The sequence below is a fragment of the Pantoea sp. EA-12 genome (assembly GCF_030053355.1).
Classification (GTDB): Bacteria; Pseudomonadota; Gammaproteobacteria; order Enterobacterales; family Enterobacteriaceae; genus Pantoea; species Pantoea vagans_C.
This window is the reverse complement of record NZ_JASGBY010000009.1, coordinates 75,835-96,877: the sequence shown is the minus strand read 5'-3', so window position 1 is coordinate 96,877 and position 21,043 is coordinate 75,835. Positions and strand designations below refer to the sequence as shown.

Sequence of the window (21,043 nt, the reverse complement as noted above, 5' to 3'; positions counted from 1 at the left end):
AATTAGGGGGGTAATTATTACATTACGCGACAGAGTATACCGTTTTTGTGTGATATTTGTCATGTTTCAGCCGTTAGTTGTCTATTTTTTGGCTAAAGATAGGGTTTTAACGAATGGAAAGCGTAGCAAATATAATCATGATGATCGTGCGGAAGGCCGCATGTTGCGTAGGTTTTCTGATGGTCTGCGTTGACGAGCGCGTGGCAAAACAAAAATTATATTTTTTCAAGATTGCATGGCGAAAGCTGGCCGGATTGTTGGTGTTATCAGCTGTGGACCGGTGGTCGAACAATCAATTGTGCTGAGATGCCTTGATAGGGTGATAGCAGCGAAATTGTCGCGCAAATAAATAAGAAAATCTTATCAATAAGCGAGGCGGTAAGCTTTGCTTGCCAGCGTGTCCTCATTCGGTAATACTCTGCCGCCTGGCTCAGGTGGAGTGTTCATGTCGAGAAAAAACGCCCGATTGTTTGAGAATCCCTGGCTGTCGCAAATCGACAGTGTAGAAAGGAATCTTATCAATTACGCGCCTGATGCACGGCGTGTTGCGTCTGTTCCTTTGGCTCCAGTGGGTTGGATTGACTGCGGGGAGCGTGCCGATGCGCAGTTAGCTTTACTGGCGCAACAGCCTGATGAATTGCTTAAACGCTTAAAAGACTGGCGGCAAGCAGGGTTGCTCACACGCCAGGCCGCAGAAAGTTTTCGTCAATTACAACGTCTGACACAAACCAGTATTGCGCGTAACCAACCCATTACGCAGCTTGAAGAGTATCAACAGCTGGTTGGGCAATTAACGCCAACCCTCGAACGGATTAACCAACGGCTTAATGCCCAGCGGCAGCCCACTAATATGGCGGATGACAGCCTGGAAGTGGCGTTACGTATCGCTGAAAAGCGCCGCCGATCAGAGTAACGAACGCAGCGGTGCGCCGGTGACCCATCCCTGAATATCTTCAACGGCCTGCGTGAAGTAGGTGCGATAGTTGCTGTCAGCAACATAGCCCAGATGCGGTGTGGCCAGCACGTTGGGCAGCAGACGCAGCGGATGGTCAGCAGGCAGCGGCTCTTGTTCAAACACATCCAGGCCAGCACCGGCTAACTGACCGGATTGCAATGCGGCAATCATCGCCGATTGCTCGACAATGGCGGCGCGCGAGGTGTTAATCAATAAGGCTCCCGGCTTCATCTGCGCGAAAGCGTGGCTGTCGATCAGATGATGGGTGCGTTCACTCAACACCAGATGCACTGAAACAGCATCACTTGCCGCGAGCAGTGCATCCAGCGAGGCCATGCGCTCTACACCACATTCCGCCGCACGTGCCTCAGTGAGGTTCTGGCTCCACGCGCAGACGCGCATGCCAAACGCCTGCGCCACTTTTGCCATTTCGCCACCAATTTTGCCCAGTCCCAGCAGGCCCAACGTTTTGCCCTGCAAACCGAGTCCTAAAGTGTGCTGCCATGGTCCGTTACTGCGCAATGCTTGCTGCTCGGCATAAATGTGACGAGCCAGGCCGATCAGCAATCCCCAGCTCAGTTCCATCGGCGCGGCGCTGCTGCTGGCCGTTCCGCACACCGCGATATAGCGCTCGGCGCAGGCGTGCAGATCAATAGAGGCATTGCGCATGCCGGAGGTGACCACCAGTTTGAGATTCGGCAACCGACCAATCAGTTCGGCGGTGAGTGGGGTACGTTCACGCATCACCACCAGGATATCGGCCTGTTCGATGTGACTGACCAGCTCGTCCTGATTGTCATAGTGTTGAGTGAGTGCGGTCGTGCGAACGGTGGGTTCAAGCGTTGCCCAGTCAGCAAGCGACAGCGCAACGCTTTGATAATCATCAAGAATGATGCAATTCAGACTCATGGTGTTCCTCAACGAGAAGCGGCTGAGAACCCTGCTCATTGAGCCAGGCACGAAGCCGGTCATTATCCATCGGACGGGCATAATAATAGCCCTGAATAAATACCACGCCACGTTGTTGCAGGTAGGCAAATTGTAACGAGGTCTCAACGCCTTCACCTAACACATCCAGTTCCAGCTTGTGGCACAGGTTGATGATGGCATCTAACACCGGCGTTTCCACATCCAGCCCTTCAATGGCGTTGATAAATCCACGATCGATTTTCAGATAGTCCAGTGGGAAAGTCAGTAGATAGGAGAGCGAACAGTGACCGGTACCGAAGTCATCGATGGCGACTTTCATACCGTGGGATTGCAAATGGCGCAGCTTGCGAGCCACCAGTTCACCGTCGTCAATCAGGCTGCGTTCGGTGAGTTCTAAGGTTACCACCATCTGCTTATCTTTAATGCGGCGCGCGAAGCGCTGAATATCCTGCACAAAATCGGCGTGCTGCAAATGTTCTGCTGCCACATTCAGCCCAATATGGAAGCCGGGTTCCACTTCCCAGCTTTGAATATCTTCCGCCATCAGATCCAGCAGATGCTGGGTGAGCGGCACGATCATGCCTTCAGATTCCGCATGGCTGATAAAGATGTCTGGCCGAATCATCTCTCCATTCGGCAGTTGCCAGCGCAGCAGTGCCTCTGCGCCGCTGGTGCGTTGCAGTGCCGTGCTGTAAACCGGCTGATAATGCACGGAAAATTGACGACCCCGTATGGCGCGGCGGATCTCATCGGCCCATGAAATACGGCGGCGCAACCAGTTGGACGTCAGGACCATCAGCAAAATCGAGAAAATGGCGGCCATTGGCAGGAAAATAAACAGTGCCTGGCGCCAGGCTTTGAGCAGTTCCGACCCCGGAATGGAGACGGTGACGCTGATGGGATAGCGGTTTGATTCCGCCCGATAAGCTTCACTCTTGAAATAGAGTTGAGGGGTAACCTCACTTGGTCCGCTGGCAATCACCGCGCCGTTGCTGAACTGCAGGCTCATCTGATAACCGCGTGATTCGCCAATCGCCTGCATAAAGTCCATTAAATACTGGCCGTCAATCACTGCCCAAAAGCCAGTGGTATCGGGCAGTTGACGCACAAACACCACAGCCGGACGGTCGGGTACGCCAAAAGTCCCTTTGATTGACACACTCCACCAGGCTTTACCGGTGATGGGGGGAGGTTGCAGCATCATCTGCGTCAGGGTGCCATTGGTCAATCCAAAGGCCGAGGAACAACTGATATCTTCACCCCGCAGCAAACCCACCGAACGAAAATAGGCGTTCAGCGTGCCGACACGTTGCAGCTGGTTCTCAATTTTTTCACAAGGCTGGTAATGGTACTGACGCAGCTGGGTAATCATATCCCAGGCGTTATCACTCATCTTTTCGGCTTGCGCTAACAAGGCGTTAGCGGTGGAAATCTGTTGCTGGCTCACCGTATGGCGCGCTTCGATGGCTGTGCAAAGGATGCCCAGTACCAGGGGTAATAACCCGGCACAGACAATTAACAGCCAGCGAAAATCACGCGTTCGTTTTTGCGGAGGCACCAGACTTTCCTCGGTCGGTTTAAGCAACAGGATATTGAATACGCTGCGGCGTCAGCAGCATATCACTTCACGGGGCCGTGCATGGTAGCGATTTGATTTTCCTCTGAACTGATACAGGTCAATTTACCGTGTCGCTTTGCGTTAATTGACAATGTTTTGCCGTTATTGGCATTTCCCTGCGGGAAAAGCGCTGTGCCACGATGTCAGGAAAGCATATTGACCTGAAATGAGGAGTGAAAATGAGCACGGAAACCCTGGATGTCATCACCCTGCGGCAGCGGATCAGCGAAGGCGAATGGCAAGCGCGAGTGAAACTGGCTCAGGCCTATCATCTTGCGGCTAAACTGCGCTGGACTGACCATATCTACACCCATTTTTCCCTGCGCGTGCCGGGTGATCAGCCCCATTTTCTCATCAACGCTTTTGGGCAAACCTTTGATGAGATCTCGGCAGAGACGCTGGTGAAAATCGATATCGACGGCAACATCATTGATGATCCCACTGGACTGGGGATCAATCGCGCTGGGTTTGTGATTCATAGCGCGATTCATCGGGCGCGCCCGGATGCGCATGCCGTGCTGCATACCCACACGGCGGCGGGCATTGGCGTCTCGGCACAGCGCAACGGTTTGTTGATGATTTCCCAGCACAGCACGCGTTTCCATAACCGTCTTGGCTACCACGATTATGAGGGTATCGCGCTGGATCTTGATGAGCAGCAGCGCATTGTGGCCGATCTCGGCGATCTCAACGCCCTGATCCTGCGTAATCATGGGCTGCTTACCAGCGGGGGCAGCATTGAAGAGGCGTTTTACAATCTGTACTACCTTGAGCGGGCTTGCCAGGCTCAGCTGGCGGCGCAGTCCGGCGGGGCGGATCTGATCATCCTGCCGGATGAGGTGGCGGAAAAAGCCGCACAGGCGTTTGATAACAGCATTCGCAACCACAAGTATCAGCTGCACTGGGATGCTTACATCCGTCAGCTCAACCGCAACGCACTTTGAGAGTCTCTTGATGAAATGGCTGAAACCGACAGTTTCTGCGCTTCTGCTGTGCGCGTCATTTGCCAGCCAGGCGGCGCCTGATTTAACCAACGTCACCCTGGTGCTGGGCGATCAGGCGCGCAATTTACGCTCGCTGATCGAAGCCGCCGATGTGATGAAAGATGCCCCTTATCACTATCGTTGGGCCAACTTCCAGGGCGCGGCACCGCTGTTTGAAGCGCAGCGTGCCGGTGCGGTGGATACTTCCTACGCCGGAGATTTGCCGGTGCTGATGGCGGCCTCTGGCGGCGTGCCGCTGAAGATTATTGCCACTAACGTGGGAGATGCCGGTTCGAATGGGTTGATCGTCCCTGCGGATTCACCGATCCATAGCGTGAAAGATCTGGCTGGAAAGGAAGTGGTAGTGTCATCGGCGCGTGGCAGCATTTCGCAGCATCTGCTGTATGAAGCGCTGGAAGAGGCGCAGATAAAACGCGATGCGGTGCCGGTGCGTTTTGTGTTGCCGACCGACGCCAGCGCCGCATTTAACTCCGGGCAAATCGCCGCCTGGGCCACCTTTGACCCTTATCTGGGGATTGCAGAACAGCACGGTGCGCGTTTACTGCGTGACGGTAAAGGCTTAACCACCGCACTATCATTTGTCACCGCCACCCAAAGTTCGCTAGACGATCCCGCTAAGCGCGCGGCGATTGCTGATTTCACCCAGCGTTTAGCTAAGGCGCGTGCGTGGGCGCTGGAACATCCGCAGCAGTACAATGCGGTGTACGCACAGCTGACGCGCCTCTCTCCGGAGGATGCGCAGAAAATAACGCCGCGTATTTCGCACGGTATCCGCCCGGTGACGCCGGAGGATGTAGCGAAAGTGCAGAAGGTGTCGGATTTGTTTAGTGAGTTAAAGATTCTGCCCAATAAAGTCAATGTGCAGGCAATTACGGATAACAGCGTGTTTGTTTCTCAGCCTTGAACATGCGCGAGAAATACGCATGTTAGTGCGTAATGCTTGTCAGTAAAGCGCCTGAAGGTCGCCATGAATGGCGACCCTACAAGAATAGATAGGGTTGATCGTAGGGTGCGCATTTATGCGCACCAGCATAAATATTTTTGGCTTAGCTGAGCGGTATTGCGCGATTTCATTCGATTAACGCGGTCGCGATCCCGGCCGTCCATTGCCCAACATAATGGCTAAACGGCTGCCGCCCGGCGTGGTCTCCATTAAAATCTTCGTGACGCTGGTCAGTGGAACCGACAGCAACATCCCTATCGGCCCGAGTAGCCAGCCCCAGAAAATCAGTGACAGAAATACCACCAACGTCGAAAGCCCCAATCCGCGCCCCATTAGCTTCGGCTCCAGCATATTGCCAAACACCATGTGAATTGCGCCAAATAACGCTGCAACAAATAGCGCATCGTAAACACCATTGAGCACCAGTGCCTGAACAAACGGCGGGATGCCCGCGATAATCGGTCCGATGTTGGGAATGAAGTTAAGGATAAAGGCGACGACGCCCCAGAACAGCGCAAACTTCACGCCAATCAACGCCAGCACCAGCCACACGGCAGCACCGGTAATCAAACTGACCAGGGTTTTCAGAGCCAGATAATGTGTGACGCCTTTGAAGGCCTTATGCAGCCCGGCAATGCGGATTTGCGGGTTAATCATGGCATTACGCATCTTATAAGGCAGGTGGCGTACCTCAAACAGCATAAATACCACGGTAAGGATCAGCAGAAGCACATTGGTCATGGCACCGGAAAACTGCTTCAACAGCGTGGTGGCCATATCCATCATCACATTGGGATCGAGCCGTGCAGCCAGCGCTTCGGTAGAGATATTGATATGAAAGCGTGCGGCAACATGCTGAACCACGGCGAGTTTCTGCTCCAGCAAGCTACGAATTTGCGGATAGGTATCGCTGAAGTCACTGGCTGAGCTGGCCATCACGCCTATCAGCAGCAATATGAAGATGAAAATCACGCTAATCACCAGGGTGATCGCCAGGCTGCGCCGCACGCCGCGCCGCATCAGCAGGGTCACCAGCGGGTTAAGCACAATCGCCAGAAAACTGGCGAGTAGAAAGGGAACCAGAATCTCTGATGCGGCGCGAATGCCCGCCAGAATGATCACCAGCATCGCCATCTTGACCAGCATGTTCTGGCCAATTTTTTCCTGTGGCAGGTTGTTCATGCACTCTCCTGAGTCATTTATGGCTCAGGAGAGTGTAGTCGAATGAGAGTAAGTGGTTGTTTAATTAGGAATAAGCGAAACGCTGCATTGCGGTCCTCAACCAGGTGAGCATAAATGCGCACCCTACGGGGGGAGGTAAATGTAGGGGCGCCATTTATGGCGACCAAGGATGCTATTTCCCCTGACGCTGCATTAGGGCGGTAGCGCCCAGCATCAAGGTCAGGCTGGCGAGCAGCGTGACGGTTGCCATCGCCATGCCTTGGCCTACTGAACCTTGTTCAAACTGCCGCCAGATAAAAATCGCCACGGTCTGCGTGCCAGCGGGGGCCAGTAGTAACGAGGTCACCAGCTCACGTGAAGCTACCGCGAACACCATCATCATCGCCGCCAGCAGGCTGGGAGCCACCAGCGGTAGCACAATCAAACGCAGTGCCTGCAAACGTGAAGCGCCATGCACACGCGCCGCCGGTTCCAGCGTCGGAGCCAGTTGACGCAACGCGCTACTGACATAGCGCACCGGCCAAGGCAATAACAAACAGCTGTAGGAAAGCAGCAGGATAAACATTGTGTTGTAAGGCGATACTGGCCAGAAGCCGCGATTCCACAGCAAAATCAACCCAACGCCGACCACCACGCCCGGCATTGCCGCCGGCAGCAGCGCCAGCCCATCCATCATTGCCAGCAGGCGCGTTTTGCCTTCTGAGACGCGCCAGGCAATCAGGAACCCGAGCAGACCGGTCAGCAGTGCCGCCCCGAGCGCTAGCCCAATGCTGGTGGAGAAAGCCCCCAGTGCATCGCCTTGCTGACTAAACAGCGCACCGAAGTGGCGCAGCGTCAGGTTATCCAGATGCAAGCCGCCGGAGAGGGTATTCAGTAACCCGCTCAGTGTCATCGCCCCCAGCGGCAGGATCACCGCCAATACCAGCGTCAGTACGAAGGGCAATAACATCAGCGGTAACCAGCGACCGCCATGGGCGAGTTCCTGCACCACCGGTTTGCCATTGACCGCAGTCACATCACTGCTGCCAGTCAGTTTCCGCTGCAGGAACCAGGCCGTCAGCGCCACCAAACTCAACATTAATGAGAGTGAAGCAGCACCCGGTAAATCAATCGGCCAGTCCGCCAGTTTGGTCTCGATACCGACGGTCATCAGCGTGAGATGCGCCTGGGTACCCAGCGCGGCGGGCACGCCGTACTCTTCAATCGCCAGCGTAAACGCTAACAGCACGCCACCGGCCAAAGCGGGCAAGGTCAGCGGTAGCGTAATCCGAACGAAAGCGCGCCACGCCGAAGCCCCATGCACGCGAGCAACCCAGGCAAGGCGTTGCCCGCTCGCCATCAACGAACGCGACACGGCAAAATAGACCACCGGGAAGATATTCAGCGTCATCACCAGCGTCATGCCGGTGCTGCTGAACAGCAGGCTGTCAAAGTTAACGCCGGTGAGTTGTTCAATATACCCGTTGCGTTGCAGCGCCAGCGTCCATGACAGCGCCACAATGTAGGGCGGGGTGAGGAAGGGGATCAGAAACAGCAGGTCCCAAAGCGCCGCACCCGGCAGGCGAAACAGGCCGCGCAGCGCGCCGAGCGGTAAGCCCAGCAGCAAACTGCACAGCGCGACGCCAGCACCGATTTTCAACGTGCCCAGCCACATCGGCACCAGCTGTGGATCCTTAAACAGCGCCGGTAACGCGCTAAAGGCGCCGCTCCAGTTTCCCTCACCCAGCTGCGGAAACAGCGCTTGCAGCACAATAAACAGCAGCGGCAGCGCCACCAGCAGCACCAGCGCCAGTAGAATCAATCCATTCAGGGCACGCGACATGACTTACTGTCCAAAGAGCGTGCCAAAGCGCTTCAGCACTGCCGCACGTTCACTGCTACCGTCGTTATTAGCGGGCAGCAGTTTGATCTCGGTGAACAGCGGACGCTGCGCTTTGATATCTGTACGCGCGGGCATCAGCCAGGCTTTGGCAACCTGCTCCTGACCTTCATCCGACAGCACATAATCAACGAATTTTTTCGCATCCTCGGCGTGTTGGCTGCTTTTCAGAATCATCATCGGACGCGGTGCGACCACGGTGCCATTCTCAGGGAAGATCACCTTCACGCTCTCGCCCTGCGCGATGTTGTTATAGGTAACGTAATCCACGGCCCCAAACACCGCCGCTTTAGCGCCTTGCAACACTGGCGTGACCGCCTGCGCATTCGGACCACTCATCACCATGCCGTTGGCTTTCAACTGGTCAAACAGCTGCCAGGCTTTTTCACCTTCGCTGTTTTGCAGGCCAATCAGCAGGTCAAGTGACGCACCAGACAGCGCGGGATCCGGCGTAGTGACTTTGTCTTTAAAAGCAGGCGCGGTCAGGTCTTGCCAGGTTTTCGGCTCAGGTGTGCCGCTTTTGGTGTTCCACACAATACCAAGGGCGGAAATACCCTGTGCCACGTAGTTGGCGGTTTTGAACTGATCCGGCACTTTCGCCGCGTTGCTGCTCTGATATGGCAACAACCAGCCACGATTTTGCAGATCTTCGGCGGTATCCCATGACGCGGAGATCAACACATCGGCTTGTGGATTCGCCTGTTCCGCTTCGAGACGTGCCATCACCTTACCGGTGGTGGCCTGGAAGATATTCACTTTAATACCGGTTTGTTTTTCAAATCCGGCGGCAAGACTTTTCGACAGCGAACCCGGACCTGCGGTGTACACCGTCAGTGCGTGGGCGTCATTCATCATCATGGCGGAAGTCAAAATCATCGCGCTGATGGCTCCTTTGTGGCTGATGGCGTTTTTAACTGACTTGAGAGATGGCATTGCGGTCCCCTGAGAGGTGAGTAACGGAAACAATCTGGCCCTGAGCCAGGTGAATAATGCGGTCGGCGAGCGTGTTGGCCTCCTCGCGATCATGCGTGACATACACCGCGGTAATGCCCGACGCGCGCAGCAGATCCGCCATGGTGTGCACCAGGGTTTCGCGCAGGTCGCGGTCAAGGTTGGAGAGCGGTTCGTCGAACAGTAAAATCGCGGGTTTGGCCACCAGGGCGCGGGCCAGGGCGACACGCTGCTGCTGTCCGCCCGAGAGCAACGCCGGTTTACGATCGCCGAAATCGGCGAGACCGACCTGCGCGAGCGCGGCATCGGCCTGTTGCTGGGCGGCGGCTTTTTTCATTCCGCGCATGCGCAGCGGAAACGCCACGTTTTGCACCACGGTCATGTGCGGCCACAGGGCGTAATCCTGGAACACCATACCGAGGTTACGCATTTCCGGGGCATCACAGTGACGCGCAGAAGCAACACAGCGATCGCCAATCCACAGCTCGCCTGCGGTGGGTTGCAGCAAGCCCGCCAGCAGTTTCAATAGCGTGCTTTTGCCGCAGCCGCTCGGGCCGAGCAGCGCCAAAATTTCGCCTGCGGGAATGGTCAGGGAGAGATCGTGCAGAATAGTCAGGTTGTTCACCGACCATCTGAGGTTTTTCAGTTCGATAGGCACGGCATGCTTCACAGACCACCTCCGGTAAAGGAGTGGCACTGAAGCGCGCGCGCCTGACAGCACATCAGGGGCGTCATAACATTTCCTTAATACCCTAAATTTTTCGCGTTGTAGCAAGGCGACAACGTGAAGAATGACGGGTATATCCTCTTTGGGATTTCGTTGCGGGCGAGTTTACGAGGGCGTTATGACGAAATGATGACCAAAAATTAGGGCGTTCTGCGGATGCACCGCGCGTGAAAAGGCGTATAGTTAGTCTCCTATACAAAAATTCCGTCACCCACGAGCGCAATTACTCATGCCTGACCAGCCTGCCGCCGCCCCTGAACACGGCCGACTTCGCCTTAATCTCCTGATCCTCTCCATCGTCAAATTCAACTTTGCCAGTTATCTGACTATCGGCTTGCCATTGGCTGTGCTGCCCGGCTATGTCCATGATGGATTGGGCTACAGTGCCTTCTGGGCGGGGCTGGTTATCAGCCTGCAATACATTGCCACGCTGCTAAGCCGTCCTCATGCCGGTCGATATGCGGATATGTGGGGGCCAAAAAAAGTGGTGGTACTGGGATTGGTGGGCTGTTTGATCAGCGGCATCTGTATTTTGCTCTCAGCGCTCACTGAAGGTCAGGGCGTGCTCAGTTTGATTTTGCTTTGTCTGGGGCGTGTGATCCTCGGCGTCGGGCAGAGCTTCTCCGGCACCGGCACCTCATTGTGGGGCGTGGCGCGTGTGGGGTCGCTGCATATTGGCCGGGTGATTTCGTGGAACGGCATCGTCACTTACGGCGCGATGGCGATTGGTGCACCACTCGGCGTAGTGATCTTCCGCAGCGGCGGTTTGCTGCTGCTGTCTGGCATCATTATTGCCATCTGTGTACTGGCAATTGCGCTGGCCCTGCCGCGTGCGCCGGTCAAAGGCAGTAAAGCCAAACCGCTGCCGTTTCGCGATGTGCTGGGGAAAATCTACGGTTTTGGCCTGATTCTGGCGATGGGTTCGGCGGGGTTTGGCGTGATCGCCACCTTTATCACCCTGTTCTATCAGGATAAAGGCTGGGATGGTGCTGCCTTTGCACTGACGTTGTTCAGCGCGGCCTTTGTCGGCACGCGACTGCTGTTCCCCAATTCAATTAACAAGCTCGGTGGCCTGCGCGTGGCCAGTATCTGCTTTGCGGTGGAAGCGGTGGGGCTGTTTTTGGTGGCCGGGTCCTTCGATCCGTGGATGGCGAAGATGGGTGCCTTCCTTACAGGTGCGGGTTTCTCGCTGGTGTTCCCGGCGATTGGCGTGGTGGCGGTGAAAGTGGTGCCGCAGCAAAACCAAGGCAGCGCACTGGCGACCTACACCGCGTTTATGGATTTGTCGCTGGGCATCACCGGACCAATCGCCGGTTTCATCATGAGTTATGCCGGCGTGTCTCTGGTGTATCTGCTGACCGCGTTGCTGGTTTGTTTAGCGCTGTTTTGCACACTGCGTATGATGAAGCGCATGCCAGAAGAGACGAGGGTGGAGATTAAAGAGAATGCGTAATGCTGCGTGACGACTCAGGCATCCTCTAAATAGTTCAAGTCAGAGCAAGGCGGCAAGTTTGCAAGTCCCCGGGAGCTTACATCAGTAAGTGACTGGGGTGCGCAAACGCAGCCAACGCCGCTATGGCTTTAACTATGACGAGGATGAAAAAAAGGCCTCCGACCGAGGCCAACACTAACAAAACGTGTCATCAGACACAGATAAGGGTTCGTTTCAGGCTTGCAGCAACTCAATGCTGCGGCGAATTTCGCGTTCTATCTCTTTCGCGCCCCATTTTTCCAGCTCAGACGAGAACGGCTCAAATGCATAGATGCCTTTGTAGCCGAGCATCTCCAGGCGTTTCACCTGCGCCACGCTGTTCAGCACATCGCGGTCGCTGAGCATAATGCGTTCTTCATCGGTCAACTCTGCTGTTGGGCGGGTATCCTCCACGCCTGAGAGATGCACCAGACCAATACGGTTTACATCAATTTCCTGCGGAAATTCCTGTTCAGCGTTCTCATACAAATGATGATGGAACGTATCCAGCAGCAGTTTGAACGGCACCTCTGCTTGGGCGATCAGCTTCTGCGTCAGTACCGCAGAACGCAGCGAACTCACCGGGAAACCCAAGGGTTCCACATATCCCTGAATGCCGTATTCAGCAAACAGCGGCGCCAGCTTTTGCATCGCTTCCTGTGTCTGTTCCGGCGAAATCGCGATGCCTTCATTCAACGGACACATCACCAGCGCTTTAGCGCCAATGGCTTTCGCCTCTTGCAACAGAGCCGTGGCTTTCGCCAGTAACGCTTCATCAGGACGGTTGAACGGATAAAGCGCGTTAATGGTCTCGATCTCAATATGGTACTTGTCCGCCAACGCCCGCAGTTGGGATGCGCTCAGGTCGTCGGTGACTTTGCCGCCAGTCATGTCATTGCGCAGCTCGACTTTGCTCAATCCCAGGCGTTGTACCAACTGGAAGAAGGCTTCAATCGAGAGGGCCGGCGCAATTTTACGGTTGATACAGAAACGGGTTGGATCGATGGCCATATTCGGCTCCTGTAAGAGTATGCGGGTAAGATGCTGCAAAGAGAACATTTATTTCATTGTTAGTGAATTATGAAATATCAGATATTGGATCTCCCTCGCAAAAATTTCATATTTCGTTTCGCGTAGTATCAGGCTGGCGTGATTTCAGGGGAATCAGTGTTGTCACAGAGGGTTAGCATTTGCGGAGGAGTGGGCGGGTTTAGCGCCTGTGGAGCAGGGTTTGCGCCCGTATGGCAGCGTAGAGAGAAAAAATGCGATCCATGCCGCTAAAAGGAAATTTTCCAAAAAGAAGTATTTGAAAAATTTATTTCATTGTAATAGCTTCATAGCACGCTTTTCGTATTGCCTGATCAGGTGGCGTTGCGGTGTTAATCGACTGCCTGCAGGGAACTTCACATCAAAGAGGCAACGACATGACTATCGTAGGAAACTTTATCGGCGGCAAGATTACCCACAGCGCCAGCAATGAAACTATTCCGGTATACGATCCGGCCACCGGCAAAGTAGCGCGTGAACTCACCCAGAGCACCTCTGCTGAAGTCGAAAAAGCGATTGAAATCGCTCACGCTGCGTTCCCTGAATGGTCGAAGACTGCGCCGCTGCGTCGTGCCCGCGTGATGTTCAACTTCAAAGCGCTAATGGAAAAGCATCGTGATGAGCTGGCTGCGCTGATTGTCTCTGAGCACGGAAAAGTGTGGTCAGATGCGCTGGGCGAGCTGACGCGCGGTATCGAAGTCATCGAGTTTGCCTGCGGTATTCCGCACCTGATCAAAGGTGAGAACTCCCCAAGCGTGGGAACGGGCGTTGACAGTTACTCGCTGATGCAGCCAGTGGGCGTGGTCGCCGGTATCACCCCATTCAACTTCCCGGCAATGGTGCCATTGTGGATGTTCCCTATCGCACTGGCCTGCGGTAACACCTTTATCCTGAAGCCACCGGCGCTGGACCCATCAGCCTCTGTACGTATGGCGGAACTGCTGAAAGAAGCGGGCTTGCCAGATGGCGTGTTCAACGTAGTGCACTCTTCGAACGAAGATGCCGAACAGCTGTACAAAGACCCGCGCATTGCAGCGGTGAGCTTCGTCGGTTCTTCCGGTGTGGCTGAGCACATCTACAAAACCGCCAGCGCCCACGGTAAACGTGTTCAGGCGTTTGGTGCGGCGAAAAACCACGCTATCGTGATGCCAGATGCCGATCTGGATGCCACCGTGAATGCCATTATGGGCGGCGCGTTTGGCTCAGCCGGTGAGCGCTGCATGGCGTTGCCTGTAGTGGTTGCCGTAGGCAACGACACCGCAGACAAACTGATCGCGCGTTTAACGCCACTGATCAAAGCGTTGCGCGTGGGTCCTGGCATCCAGAAAGGGGCTGAAGAGAACGAAATGGGGCCGGTGGTTTCTGCGGCGCACCAGAAGAAAGTGTTGGGCTACATCGACAAAGGTGAAGCTGAAGGCGCGAAACTGGTGGTAGATGGCCGTGGTATCAAAGTGGCTGGCCATGAAGAAGGTTACTACGTTGGCGGTACCCTGTTTGATAACGTGACGCCTGACATGGTGATCTGGCGCGAAGAGATCTTCGGACCGGTGCTGAGCATCATGCGCGCGACGGATTTCGACAGCGCACTGAAGCTGGTGAACAGCCATGAATTTGGTAACGGCAGCGCGATCTTCACCAGCAATGGCCATACTGCACGTGAATTCGTCCAGAACGTGGAAGCGGGCATGGTGGGTGTCAACGTACCGGTGCCGGTACCAATGGCCTTCCACAGCTTCGGCGGCTGGAAACGTTCGGTGTTTGGTGCCCTGAATGTGCATGGCCCAGATGGCGTGCGCTTCTACACCCGCATGAAAACGGCGACTGTGCGTTGGCCGAGCGGTCAGCAAACGGTTTCTGAGTTCAGCATGCCAACGCTGGGCTAATCTCGCGCAAACAGGAGGAAGAGGATGTCTCTGATTTCGAAAGTGCAGCAGCCAGACAGCAACGGTCGTATTCAGCATGTGACGCCTGAAAGTGCAGGTTGGGAGTACGTCGGTTTTGATGCCTATCTGCTGAAGAAGGGCCAAAGCCTGAAACTGAGCAGTGGCGATAAGGAGCTGTGCCTGGTGCTGGTGGCCGGATTCGCGTCGGTGAAAACCCGTCACGCGGAGTTCCCAAACCTCGGCAAACGTCTGTCACCGTTCGAGCGTATTCCGCCTTACTCAGTTTACGTGCCGCACAACGATGAAGTGGAAGTCTACGCGGACAGCGATCTGGAGCTTGCGGTCTGTAATGCACCGAGCAAGGGTAGCTTACCGGCACGCTTGATTGCGCCGGAAGATGTCGGTGTTGAACATCGTGGCAAAGGGCGCAACCAGCGTCTGGTGCACAACATTCTGCCGGACAACAAAGAAGCCGATAGTTTGCTGGTGGTGGAAGTGTATACCGACGAGGGGGCGACCAGTTCGTACCCGAGTCATAAGCATGACCAGAAAACCAGCCCGGACGAAACCTATCTGGAAGAGACCTATTATCACCGTTTCGATCCAGAACCCGGCTTCGCTATGCAGCGCGTTTACACCGACGACCGTTCACTCGATGAGTGCATGGCGCCGTATAACCGCGATGTCGTGACCGTGCCGCGTGGTTATCACCCGGTGGCCACTATCGCGGGGTACGATAACTACTATCTGAACGTGATGGCCGGTCCGGTGCGTCTGTGGAAATTTACCTGGGAGAAAGATCACGCCTGGGTGAACAGCGACCAGTATCCGCGCAGCAAGTAACCTGTTCGTTGTGCCGTTTTTGTAGGGTGCGCGTTGATGCGCACCAGGCAGACACAGTATGACGCAGATGTAAAAAGGGCAGCCAAATGGCTGCCTTTTTTACATGCATCACGGCCGGCGAAGTTACTCGCCGGTAGTGGTGTTATTCAGCGCTAAAGAGACGGCCAGCGTTTGCGCCAGGCAGAGAGAGGCAACCTGTGAACGGAAGCCATCCACCTGGGCTTCACGCACCACAAAACACACATCGCTGAAGGCGGCGAGCGGGCTCACCTGGCTGTCGGTGATGGCAATGAGGTGTGCGCCGCGTTTGGCACCCAGCTCGACTAACTCCACCGCTTCACGGGCATACGGCGAGTAGCTGATCGCAATCACCACGTCTTTTGGATTCACCATGCTCAGCTGCTCGGTGAACATGCCGCCGAGGCCGTCAATCAGGAAGGCACGACGCTCCAGATGACGCAACGCATACACCAGGTAAGACGCAACGCTAAATGAGCGGCGCAAACCAATGATGTAAATGTTCTCGGCTTCGTCGAGCATCTTCACGGCTTTATTCAGCTGGTCCGGATTCACCTGCATCGCTAACTGTTGCAATGCCTGGCTGTTCACCATGGTGAAGACGTTAAGGATTTCAACCGGGCTTTCCGGGGAGCTGGCACTGTCGTCTGTGGCGGTCTGGCGGAACAGGCGCGCGCGCTCGGTGTAGTTCACGGTCTCTTCCATCAGATGCTGACGGAAAACCTGTTTCATTTCGTTGAAGCCGCTGAAGCCAAACGCATTGGCAAAGCGGATCAGCGTGGAGGGCGGCACATCAGCTTGCTGCGCGATAGAAGCCACGGTGTCGAAGGCGATACTGTTGCTGTTATCAAGAATATAACGAGCCACTTGCTTCAGGCGTTTACTCAGCGTCTCATAGCGACGACGGATATCGTCCTGTAACAAGGTTAATTGGGTTGGATTATTGGTCATTACTTCGGCCCGCTAAAAAAGAAAATATGGCTGGATAATGAGCGCTATAGTACCAGATGGATGGAAAATTTCATTCGTTTGACGCTTTCGTGAAGCTTATTTCATCGGTTTATGAAATGCCTCACAAAATAAGGTGGTTAATGGCGAGAAGGGTGGGAAGCCAAAGAAGAGGCGGCTTTGCAGCCGCCTTTAGGCGCACCAAGGTGCGCCACTACCACGATAACAACCTGTCAGCCGCGTGCCGCGCGCCAGTAGCCAATCAATCGCAGATAATTGCCTTTCACGGTTTCAATCAGCGCTTTGTCATCCAATTCGCCGTTCAGCCACTGGCGTGAAGGTTGACCAAAGATGGTGCGACCCACCGCAAAGCCTTTCACCCACGGTGCCTGTGCGGCGGCGGCGAAACCGGCTTTCAGTTTCTCTTCCGGCGCGTCGAGGCCGAGCAGCAAAATGCCGCGGCAGTGGGGATCGTTTTGTTCGATCAGCCCGCTGATTGACTGCCAGCTCTCCGCCGACAGCGGCGGTAATTTCCACCAGTCTGGCTGAATCCCCAGACTGTAGAAGTGGCTCAGCATATCGTAATAGTAAGATTCATTACGGTCGGGATTGCTCTCCGGCAGAATCACTTCCAGCAGCAATTCGTGGCCGCTCTTATTACAGCCGTTCCACACATCAAGAATCAGCTCATCCTGTTCTTGGCGCAGTTCTGCACTGTCATGTGGATGGTAGAACACCAGACATTTCACCACGTGTTCTGCCGGCCAATCGACCAGCTGTGAACCGATATTACCGTGCTCCAGACGCAGTGGGCGGGAGCTTGGCAGTTCGATGGGGCGACCAATCCACCAGTTTTTGCCGGTAATCGCGTTCAGCGCCTTCTGGCCGTATGTGGTGTCCGCGAGAATACCGCTTTTCTCATTCAAACCGGCTTCGTTTGCCGCTTCCTGCGCAGCCTGCAACAGCAGTACTTTCAGTTGCGGAATCAGATCTTCGCTCACGCCCGCTTCGCGTGCCATGTCGGCCAACTGCTTGCGGTGGTCGAATGCGAACACATTCAGCTCTGGCCACTGCTGTTTACGCGTGGTGACGCGATGCAGATGGTTCAGACGTGCATCAAGATCGGGACGTTTCACGTCTTTATCGCGGCCAAGGAAATCGTCCAGCTCTTCTTTGGTTGGCATCGCCGGGGCGCAGCCATGGCGCGAAACCACCAATGCACCGCACGCGTTGGCATAACGGCAAGCCTGTTCCCAACTCTCGTCGTTCAACCAGCCACGCAGCAGGCCAGACATAAAGGCATCGCCGGCACCCAGTACGTTCAGGACTTCGACACGTACGCCAGTTTGCAGCTTCGTCTGTTCCCAGCTATCTGGAATATCGCCTTCAAACACCACGCAACCGAGCGGACCGCGTTTGCACACCAACGTCGCTTTGCTCGCCTTACGCACATTTTTCAGGGCCGTCAGCGTATCGGTGCTGCCACCCGCGATATGGAACTCTTCTTCCGTTCCTACCACCAAATCGAAATAGTGCAGCACTTCCTGCAGCTGTTGGGTCACTTCACCGGATTCAACGAAACGGGTCTCGCCATCACCCAGTGAAGTCAGCCCCCACAGCACGGGACGGTAATCGATATCCAGCGCGGTACGCAGCCCGTTGCGCTTGGCGATATCCAGCGCTTTCAGCACCGCAGCACGTGTTTGCGGATGTGACAGATGCGTACCCGTCACGGCCACGGCACGGGAAGAGGTGATAAATTCTTCTTTAATATCTTCTGGCACCAGACCCATATCGGCGCAGTTGTCGCGGTAGAAAATCAGCGGGAAGGTGTCTTCATCTTTAATACCGAGGATCACCAGGCCGGTCAGGCGGTTTTTATCCGTAATCAGCCCGTCGGTGTTGCAACCGACACGCTGCAGTTCTTCACGCAGAAAACGGCCGTTGTGTTCATCCCCTACGCGCGCCAGCATCGCTGATCTCAGCCCCTGAATCGCGGTGCCGTATGCCACGTTGCCGGAGGAGCCGCCCAGATACTTGTTGAAGCTGGTCATATCTTCCAGGCGTGATCCGATTTGCTGACCGTAGAGGTCGACGGCGATGCGTCCGATACAAATCACATCAAGCCGCTTCTGTTGTGTACTCATACCTATTGTTTCCTTCTGTGATAAGCAGACACTGCGGGCGAGGCCGCCCTACATCGAGCGCTATGCTTCCGGGTTCTCAAGGTGCCTTATTGGCTTTGGTGGCAGTATGAGGAATAAAAATTCCAAATACAATATGAAATGAAACATCCATCGCGATTTTGTGAGCCAGGTAAAACTCTGATTGATGCGCTGTCTCGGCCGGTCACACTGCATGAGTTTCACGGATGCTCTGGCTTGTGAGCCAGGTCGCAGGAAAATGCCGTGAAATAAAGGAAGCTACTGAAGTGAAATGAAATTTCGTTATCCCGGTTAAATGGCAATGTGCTGTTCCACTTTCTTCCTTATCTTTACTCCCGTATCCCACGTTTCATCGCTGAATTTGATCTCCATCGCAAAATGAAATGTTTCTTCTGTAATCGTGTTTAATGAAAAAAATATTTGTTTATAATCGCCACACGTTTCACTTATCCGCGGGCGCCATTTACGGCAGCTAAACCCGAACCGCGTTGTACTCATCACCTGGGTACCAGCATGTAAAGGAAGAAGCATATGGGCACAATCAGACTTACCACGGCACAGGCGCTGGTGAAATTCCTTGATAATCAGTATCTGAACGTAGATGGCGTTGAAACCAAATTTGTGAAAGGCATTTTCGCCATTTTCGGTCACGGCAATGTGCTGGGACTCGGGCAGGCGCTGGAGCAAGACAGCGGCGATCTGGTGGTGCATCAGGGCCGAAATGAGCAGGGCATGGCCCACGCGGCGATTGGTTTTGCCAAGCAATCACTGCGTCGTCAGATTATCGCCTGTACCTCATCGGTAGGACCGGGTGCCGCGAACATGATCACCGCCGCCGCTACCGCAACGGCTAACCGCATTCCTTTACTGCTGCTGCCAGGCGATGTGTTTGCCACGCGTCAGCCTGATCCGGTGTTGCAGCAGATCGAACAGAGTCACGATCTCAGCATCAGTACCAACGACGCCTTCCGTGCCGTGAGCAAATACTGGGACCGCGTCAGCCGTCCTGAACAGCTGATGACCGCCTGTATCAACGCCTTGCGTGTGCTAACCGATCCTGCCGAAACCGGCGCGGTGACCATCGCCTTACCTCAGGATGTACAGGGTGAAGCCTGGGACTTCCCGGAATATTTCTTCCAGAAGCGTGTACACCGTCTGGACCGTCGTTTACCAACGGCTGCCCAGTTGGAAGATGCGCTGGCATTGATTGCCCGTAAGCACAAGCCGCTGATCATTGTCGGTGGTGGCCTGAAATATTCAGATGCGGGTGACGCGCTGCTGAAATTTGCCGAGCGCTTTAACATTCCGTTCGCAGAGACGCAGGCGGGGAAAGGCACCATCGTGTCTGACCATCCGTTGAATGTGGGTGGTGTGGGTGAAACCGGCTGTCTGGCGGCGAACCTGCTGGCGAAAGAGGCCGACTTAGTGATCGGTATTGGTACGCGTTACACCGATTTCACCACGGCATCGAAATGGATTTTCCAGAATCCAGAGGTGAGCTATCTGAACCTCAACGTCAGCAACTTTGACAGCTACAAACTGGATGCGGTGCAGCTGCTGGCCGATGCGCGCGAAGGTCTGACGGCGCTGGAAAGTGGCCTGAAAGGCTTCGAAAACCATTGGGGCGGTCAGATTGACCAGGCGCAGAGCAAGCTGTTGAAAGAGACACAGCGCGTGTATGCCGCCACTTACAACACGGACGATTTCATTCCTGAAATCGCCGATCACGCCGACCGTGAAGCGCTGTTTGCTGAGTTCGAGCGCCTGACCCAGTCGGTGCTGACGCAGAGCAGCGTGCTGGGCACCTTAAACGAGCAGCTCCCAAAGGATGCAGTGATTGTGGCGGCAGCGGGCAGTCTGCCGGGCGACCTGCAACGCGTGTGGCGCACCAAAGATTACAACTCGTACCACGTTGAGTATGGCTACTCGTGCATGGGCTATGAAGTTAACGCCGCACTGGGCGTGAAGCTGGCGCAGCCGCAGCGTGAAGTTTACGTGATGGTGGGTGATGGCTCCTTCATGATGCTGCACTCCGAGCTGGTGACCTCGATCCAGGAAGGGGCAAAAATCAACGTGGTGCTGCTGGATAACATGACCAACGGTTGTATCAACAACCTGCAGATGGAACACGGTATGGACAGCTTCACCACCGAGTTCCGCTTCCGTAACCCGGAAGGTGGCAAGCTGGATGGCGGTTTTGTCCCGGTAGACTTCGCCGCAATCGCGGGCGGTTACGGCTGCAAAACCTATCGCATCACCACGCTGGCGCAGTTAGAAGCCGCCTTGATTGATGCGCAGAAACAAACCGTTTCAGTGCTATTCGACATCAAAGTGCTGCCAAAAACCATGGTGCACAAATACTTCAGCTGGTGGCACGTGGGTGTGGCGCAAACCTCCACCTCCGAGCGCACGCAGGAAGTGGCAGACAAGCTTAACGTGCACATCCAACAAGCACGTAAGTACTAATACCCTTTAGGCC

The 21,043-nt window shown here is 55.0% G+C and carries 16 protein-coding genes; 7 read left to right on the top strand and 9 right to left on the bottom strand.

What is annotated here, in order from left to right:
• The first annotated feature begins 445 nt into the window (after positions 1-445).
• Positions 446-913 carry a hypothetical protein gene (locus tag QMZ30_RS15155; protein ID WP_283228004.1) on the top strand — a complete coding sequence of 156 codons (468 nt, stop codon included), beginning with the start codon at positions 446-448 and terminating at the stop codon, positions 911-913.
• On the opposite strand, the gene QMZ30_RS15150 is transcribed toward QMZ30_RS15155, so the two are convergent.
• Together QMZ30_RS15150 and QMZ30_RS15145 are read right to left on the bottom strand one after the other, a co-directional pair.
• On the bottom strand, positions 905-1,864 hold the full coding sequence (locus QMZ30_RS15150; protein ID WP_283228003.1) for a D-2-hydroxyacid dehydrogenase family protein: 960 nt from the start codon (positions 1,862-1,864) through the stop codon (positions 905-907). The genes QMZ30_RS15155 and QMZ30_RS15150 overlap by 9 nt on opposite strands.
• Positions 1,839-3,443, bottom strand: coding sequence for an EAL domain-containing protein (locus QMZ30_RS15145; protein WP_283228002.1), 1,605 nt, complete (start codon positions 3,441-3,443; stop codon positions 1,839-1,841). The genes QMZ30_RS15150 and QMZ30_RS15145 overlap by 26 nt, the downstream gene beginning before the upstream one ends.
• Before the next feature lie 239 nt (positions 3,444-3,682).
• Between QMZ30_RS15145 and QMZ30_RS15140 the strand changes: the two genes are divergently transcribed.
• Both QMZ30_RS15140 and QMZ30_RS15135 read left to right on the top strand, forming a co-directional pair.
• The gene (locus tag QMZ30_RS15140) at positions 3,683-4,447 is read left to right on the top strand and encodes a class II aldolase/adducin family protein (protein WP_039328405.1); all 765 of its coding nucleotides are present in this window, start codon (positions 3,683-3,685) and stop codon (positions 4,445-4,447) included.
• A 10-nt stretch (positions 4,448-4,457) separates the two neighbouring features.
• On the top strand, positions 4,458-5,411 hold the full coding sequence (locus tag QMZ30_RS15135; RefSeq protein WP_283228001.1) for an ABC transporter substrate-binding protein: 954 nt from the start codon (positions 4,458-4,460) through the stop codon (positions 5,409-5,411).
• A 174-nt stretch (positions 5,412-5,585) separates the two neighbouring features.
• Here the strand turns inward: QMZ30_RS15135 and QMZ30_RS15130 are convergent, their stop codons facing one another.
• The 4 genes from QMZ30_RS15130 to QMZ30_RS15115 all read right to left on the bottom strand — a co-directional run bounded on the left by QMZ30_RS15130 (position 5,586) and on the right by QMZ30_RS15115 (position 10,132).
• Positions 5,586-6,632: an AI-2E family transporter gene (locus QMZ30_RS15130; protein ID WP_283228000.1), complete on the bottom strand. Its 1,047-nt coding sequence runs from the start codon at positions 6,630-6,632 to the stop codon at positions 5,586-5,588.
• Positions 6,633-6,804: 172 nt separating this feature from the next.
• Positions 6,805-8,454, bottom strand: coding sequence for an ABC transporter permease (locus QMZ30_RS15125; RefSeq protein ID WP_283227999.1), 1,650 nt, complete (start codon positions 8,452-8,454; stop codon positions 6,805-6,807).
• A gap of 3 nt (positions 8,455-8,457) precedes the next feature.
• Positions 8,458-9,444: an ABC transporter substrate-binding protein gene (locus QMZ30_RS15120; protein WP_283227998.1), complete on the bottom strand. Its 987-nt coding sequence runs from the start codon at positions 9,442-9,444 to the stop codon at positions 8,458-8,460.
• The gene (locus tag QMZ30_RS15115) at positions 9,422-10,132 is read right to left on the bottom strand and encodes an ABC transporter ATP-binding protein (RefSeq protein WP_283227997.1); all 711 of its coding nucleotides are present in this window, start codon (positions 10,130-10,132) and stop codon (positions 9,422-9,424) included. Before QMZ30_RS15115 ends, QMZ30_RS15120 begins: the two co-directional genes overlap by 23 nt.
• A gap of 286 nt (positions 10,133-10,418) precedes the next feature.
• Between QMZ30_RS15115 and QMZ30_RS15110 the strand changes: the two genes are divergently transcribed.
• Positions 10,419-11,642 (top strand): MFS transporter, encoded by a 1,224-nt coding sequence (locus tag QMZ30_RS15110; protein ID WP_039328412.1) that lies wholly within the window; start codon positions 10,419-10,421, stop codon positions 11,640-11,642.
• 213 nt (positions 11,643-11,855) lie between these two features.
• Here the strand turns inward: QMZ30_RS15110 and QMZ30_RS15105 are convergent, their stop codons facing one another.
• Positions 11,856-12,671: a TIM barrel protein gene (locus tag QMZ30_RS15105; protein ID WP_283227996.1), complete on the bottom strand. Its 816-nt coding sequence runs from the start codon at positions 12,669-12,671 to the stop codon at positions 11,856-11,858.
• 413 nt (positions 12,672-13,084) lie between these two features.
• Here QMZ30_RS15105 and QMZ30_RS15100 point away from each other — a divergent pair, with 413 nt between their 5' ends.
• On the top strand, positions 13,085-14,590 hold the full coding sequence (locus QMZ30_RS15100) for a CoA-acylating methylmalonate-semialdehyde dehydrogenase (protein ID WP_283227995.1): 1,506 nt from the start codon (positions 13,085-13,087) through the stop codon (positions 14,588-14,590).
• A gap of 24 nt (positions 14,591-14,614) precedes the next feature.
• Positions 14,615-15,433, top strand: a complete 819-nt coding sequence (gene iolB, locus QMZ30_RS15095) for a 5-deoxy-glucuronate isomerase (protein WP_283227994.1) — start codon at positions 14,615-14,617, stop codon at positions 15,431-15,433.
• Positions 15,434-15,556: 123 nt separating this feature from the next.
• Here iolB and QMZ30_RS15090 read toward each other — a convergent pair whose 3' ends face one another.
• Both QMZ30_RS15090 and QMZ30_RS15085 read right to left on the bottom strand, forming a co-directional pair.
• Positions 15,557-16,402 carry a MurR/RpiR family transcriptional regulator gene (locus QMZ30_RS15090; protein ID WP_283227993.1) on the bottom strand — a complete coding sequence of 282 codons (846 nt, stop codon included), beginning with the start codon at positions 16,400-16,402 and terminating at the stop codon, positions 15,557-15,559.
• A gap of 230 nt (positions 16,403-16,632) precedes the next feature.
• The gene (locus QMZ30_RS15085; protein WP_283227992.1) at positions 16,633-18,546 is read right to left on the bottom strand and encodes a bifunctional 5-dehydro-2-deoxygluconokinase/5-dehydro-2-deoxyphosphogluconate aldolase; all 1,914 of its coding nucleotides are present in this window, start codon (positions 18,544-18,546) and stop codon (positions 16,633-16,635) included.
• Between the two features lie 549 nt (positions 18,547-19,095).
• Here QMZ30_RS15085 and iolD point away from each other — a divergent pair.
• Entirely contained in the window at positions 19,096-21,030 is a 1,935-nt protein-coding gene (gene iolD / locus QMZ30_RS15080; RefSeq protein WP_039328425.1) for a 3D-(3,5/4)-trihydroxycyclohexane-1,2-dione acylhydrolase (decyclizing), read from the top strand.
• Positions 21,031-21,043 lie beyond the last annotated feature (13 nt).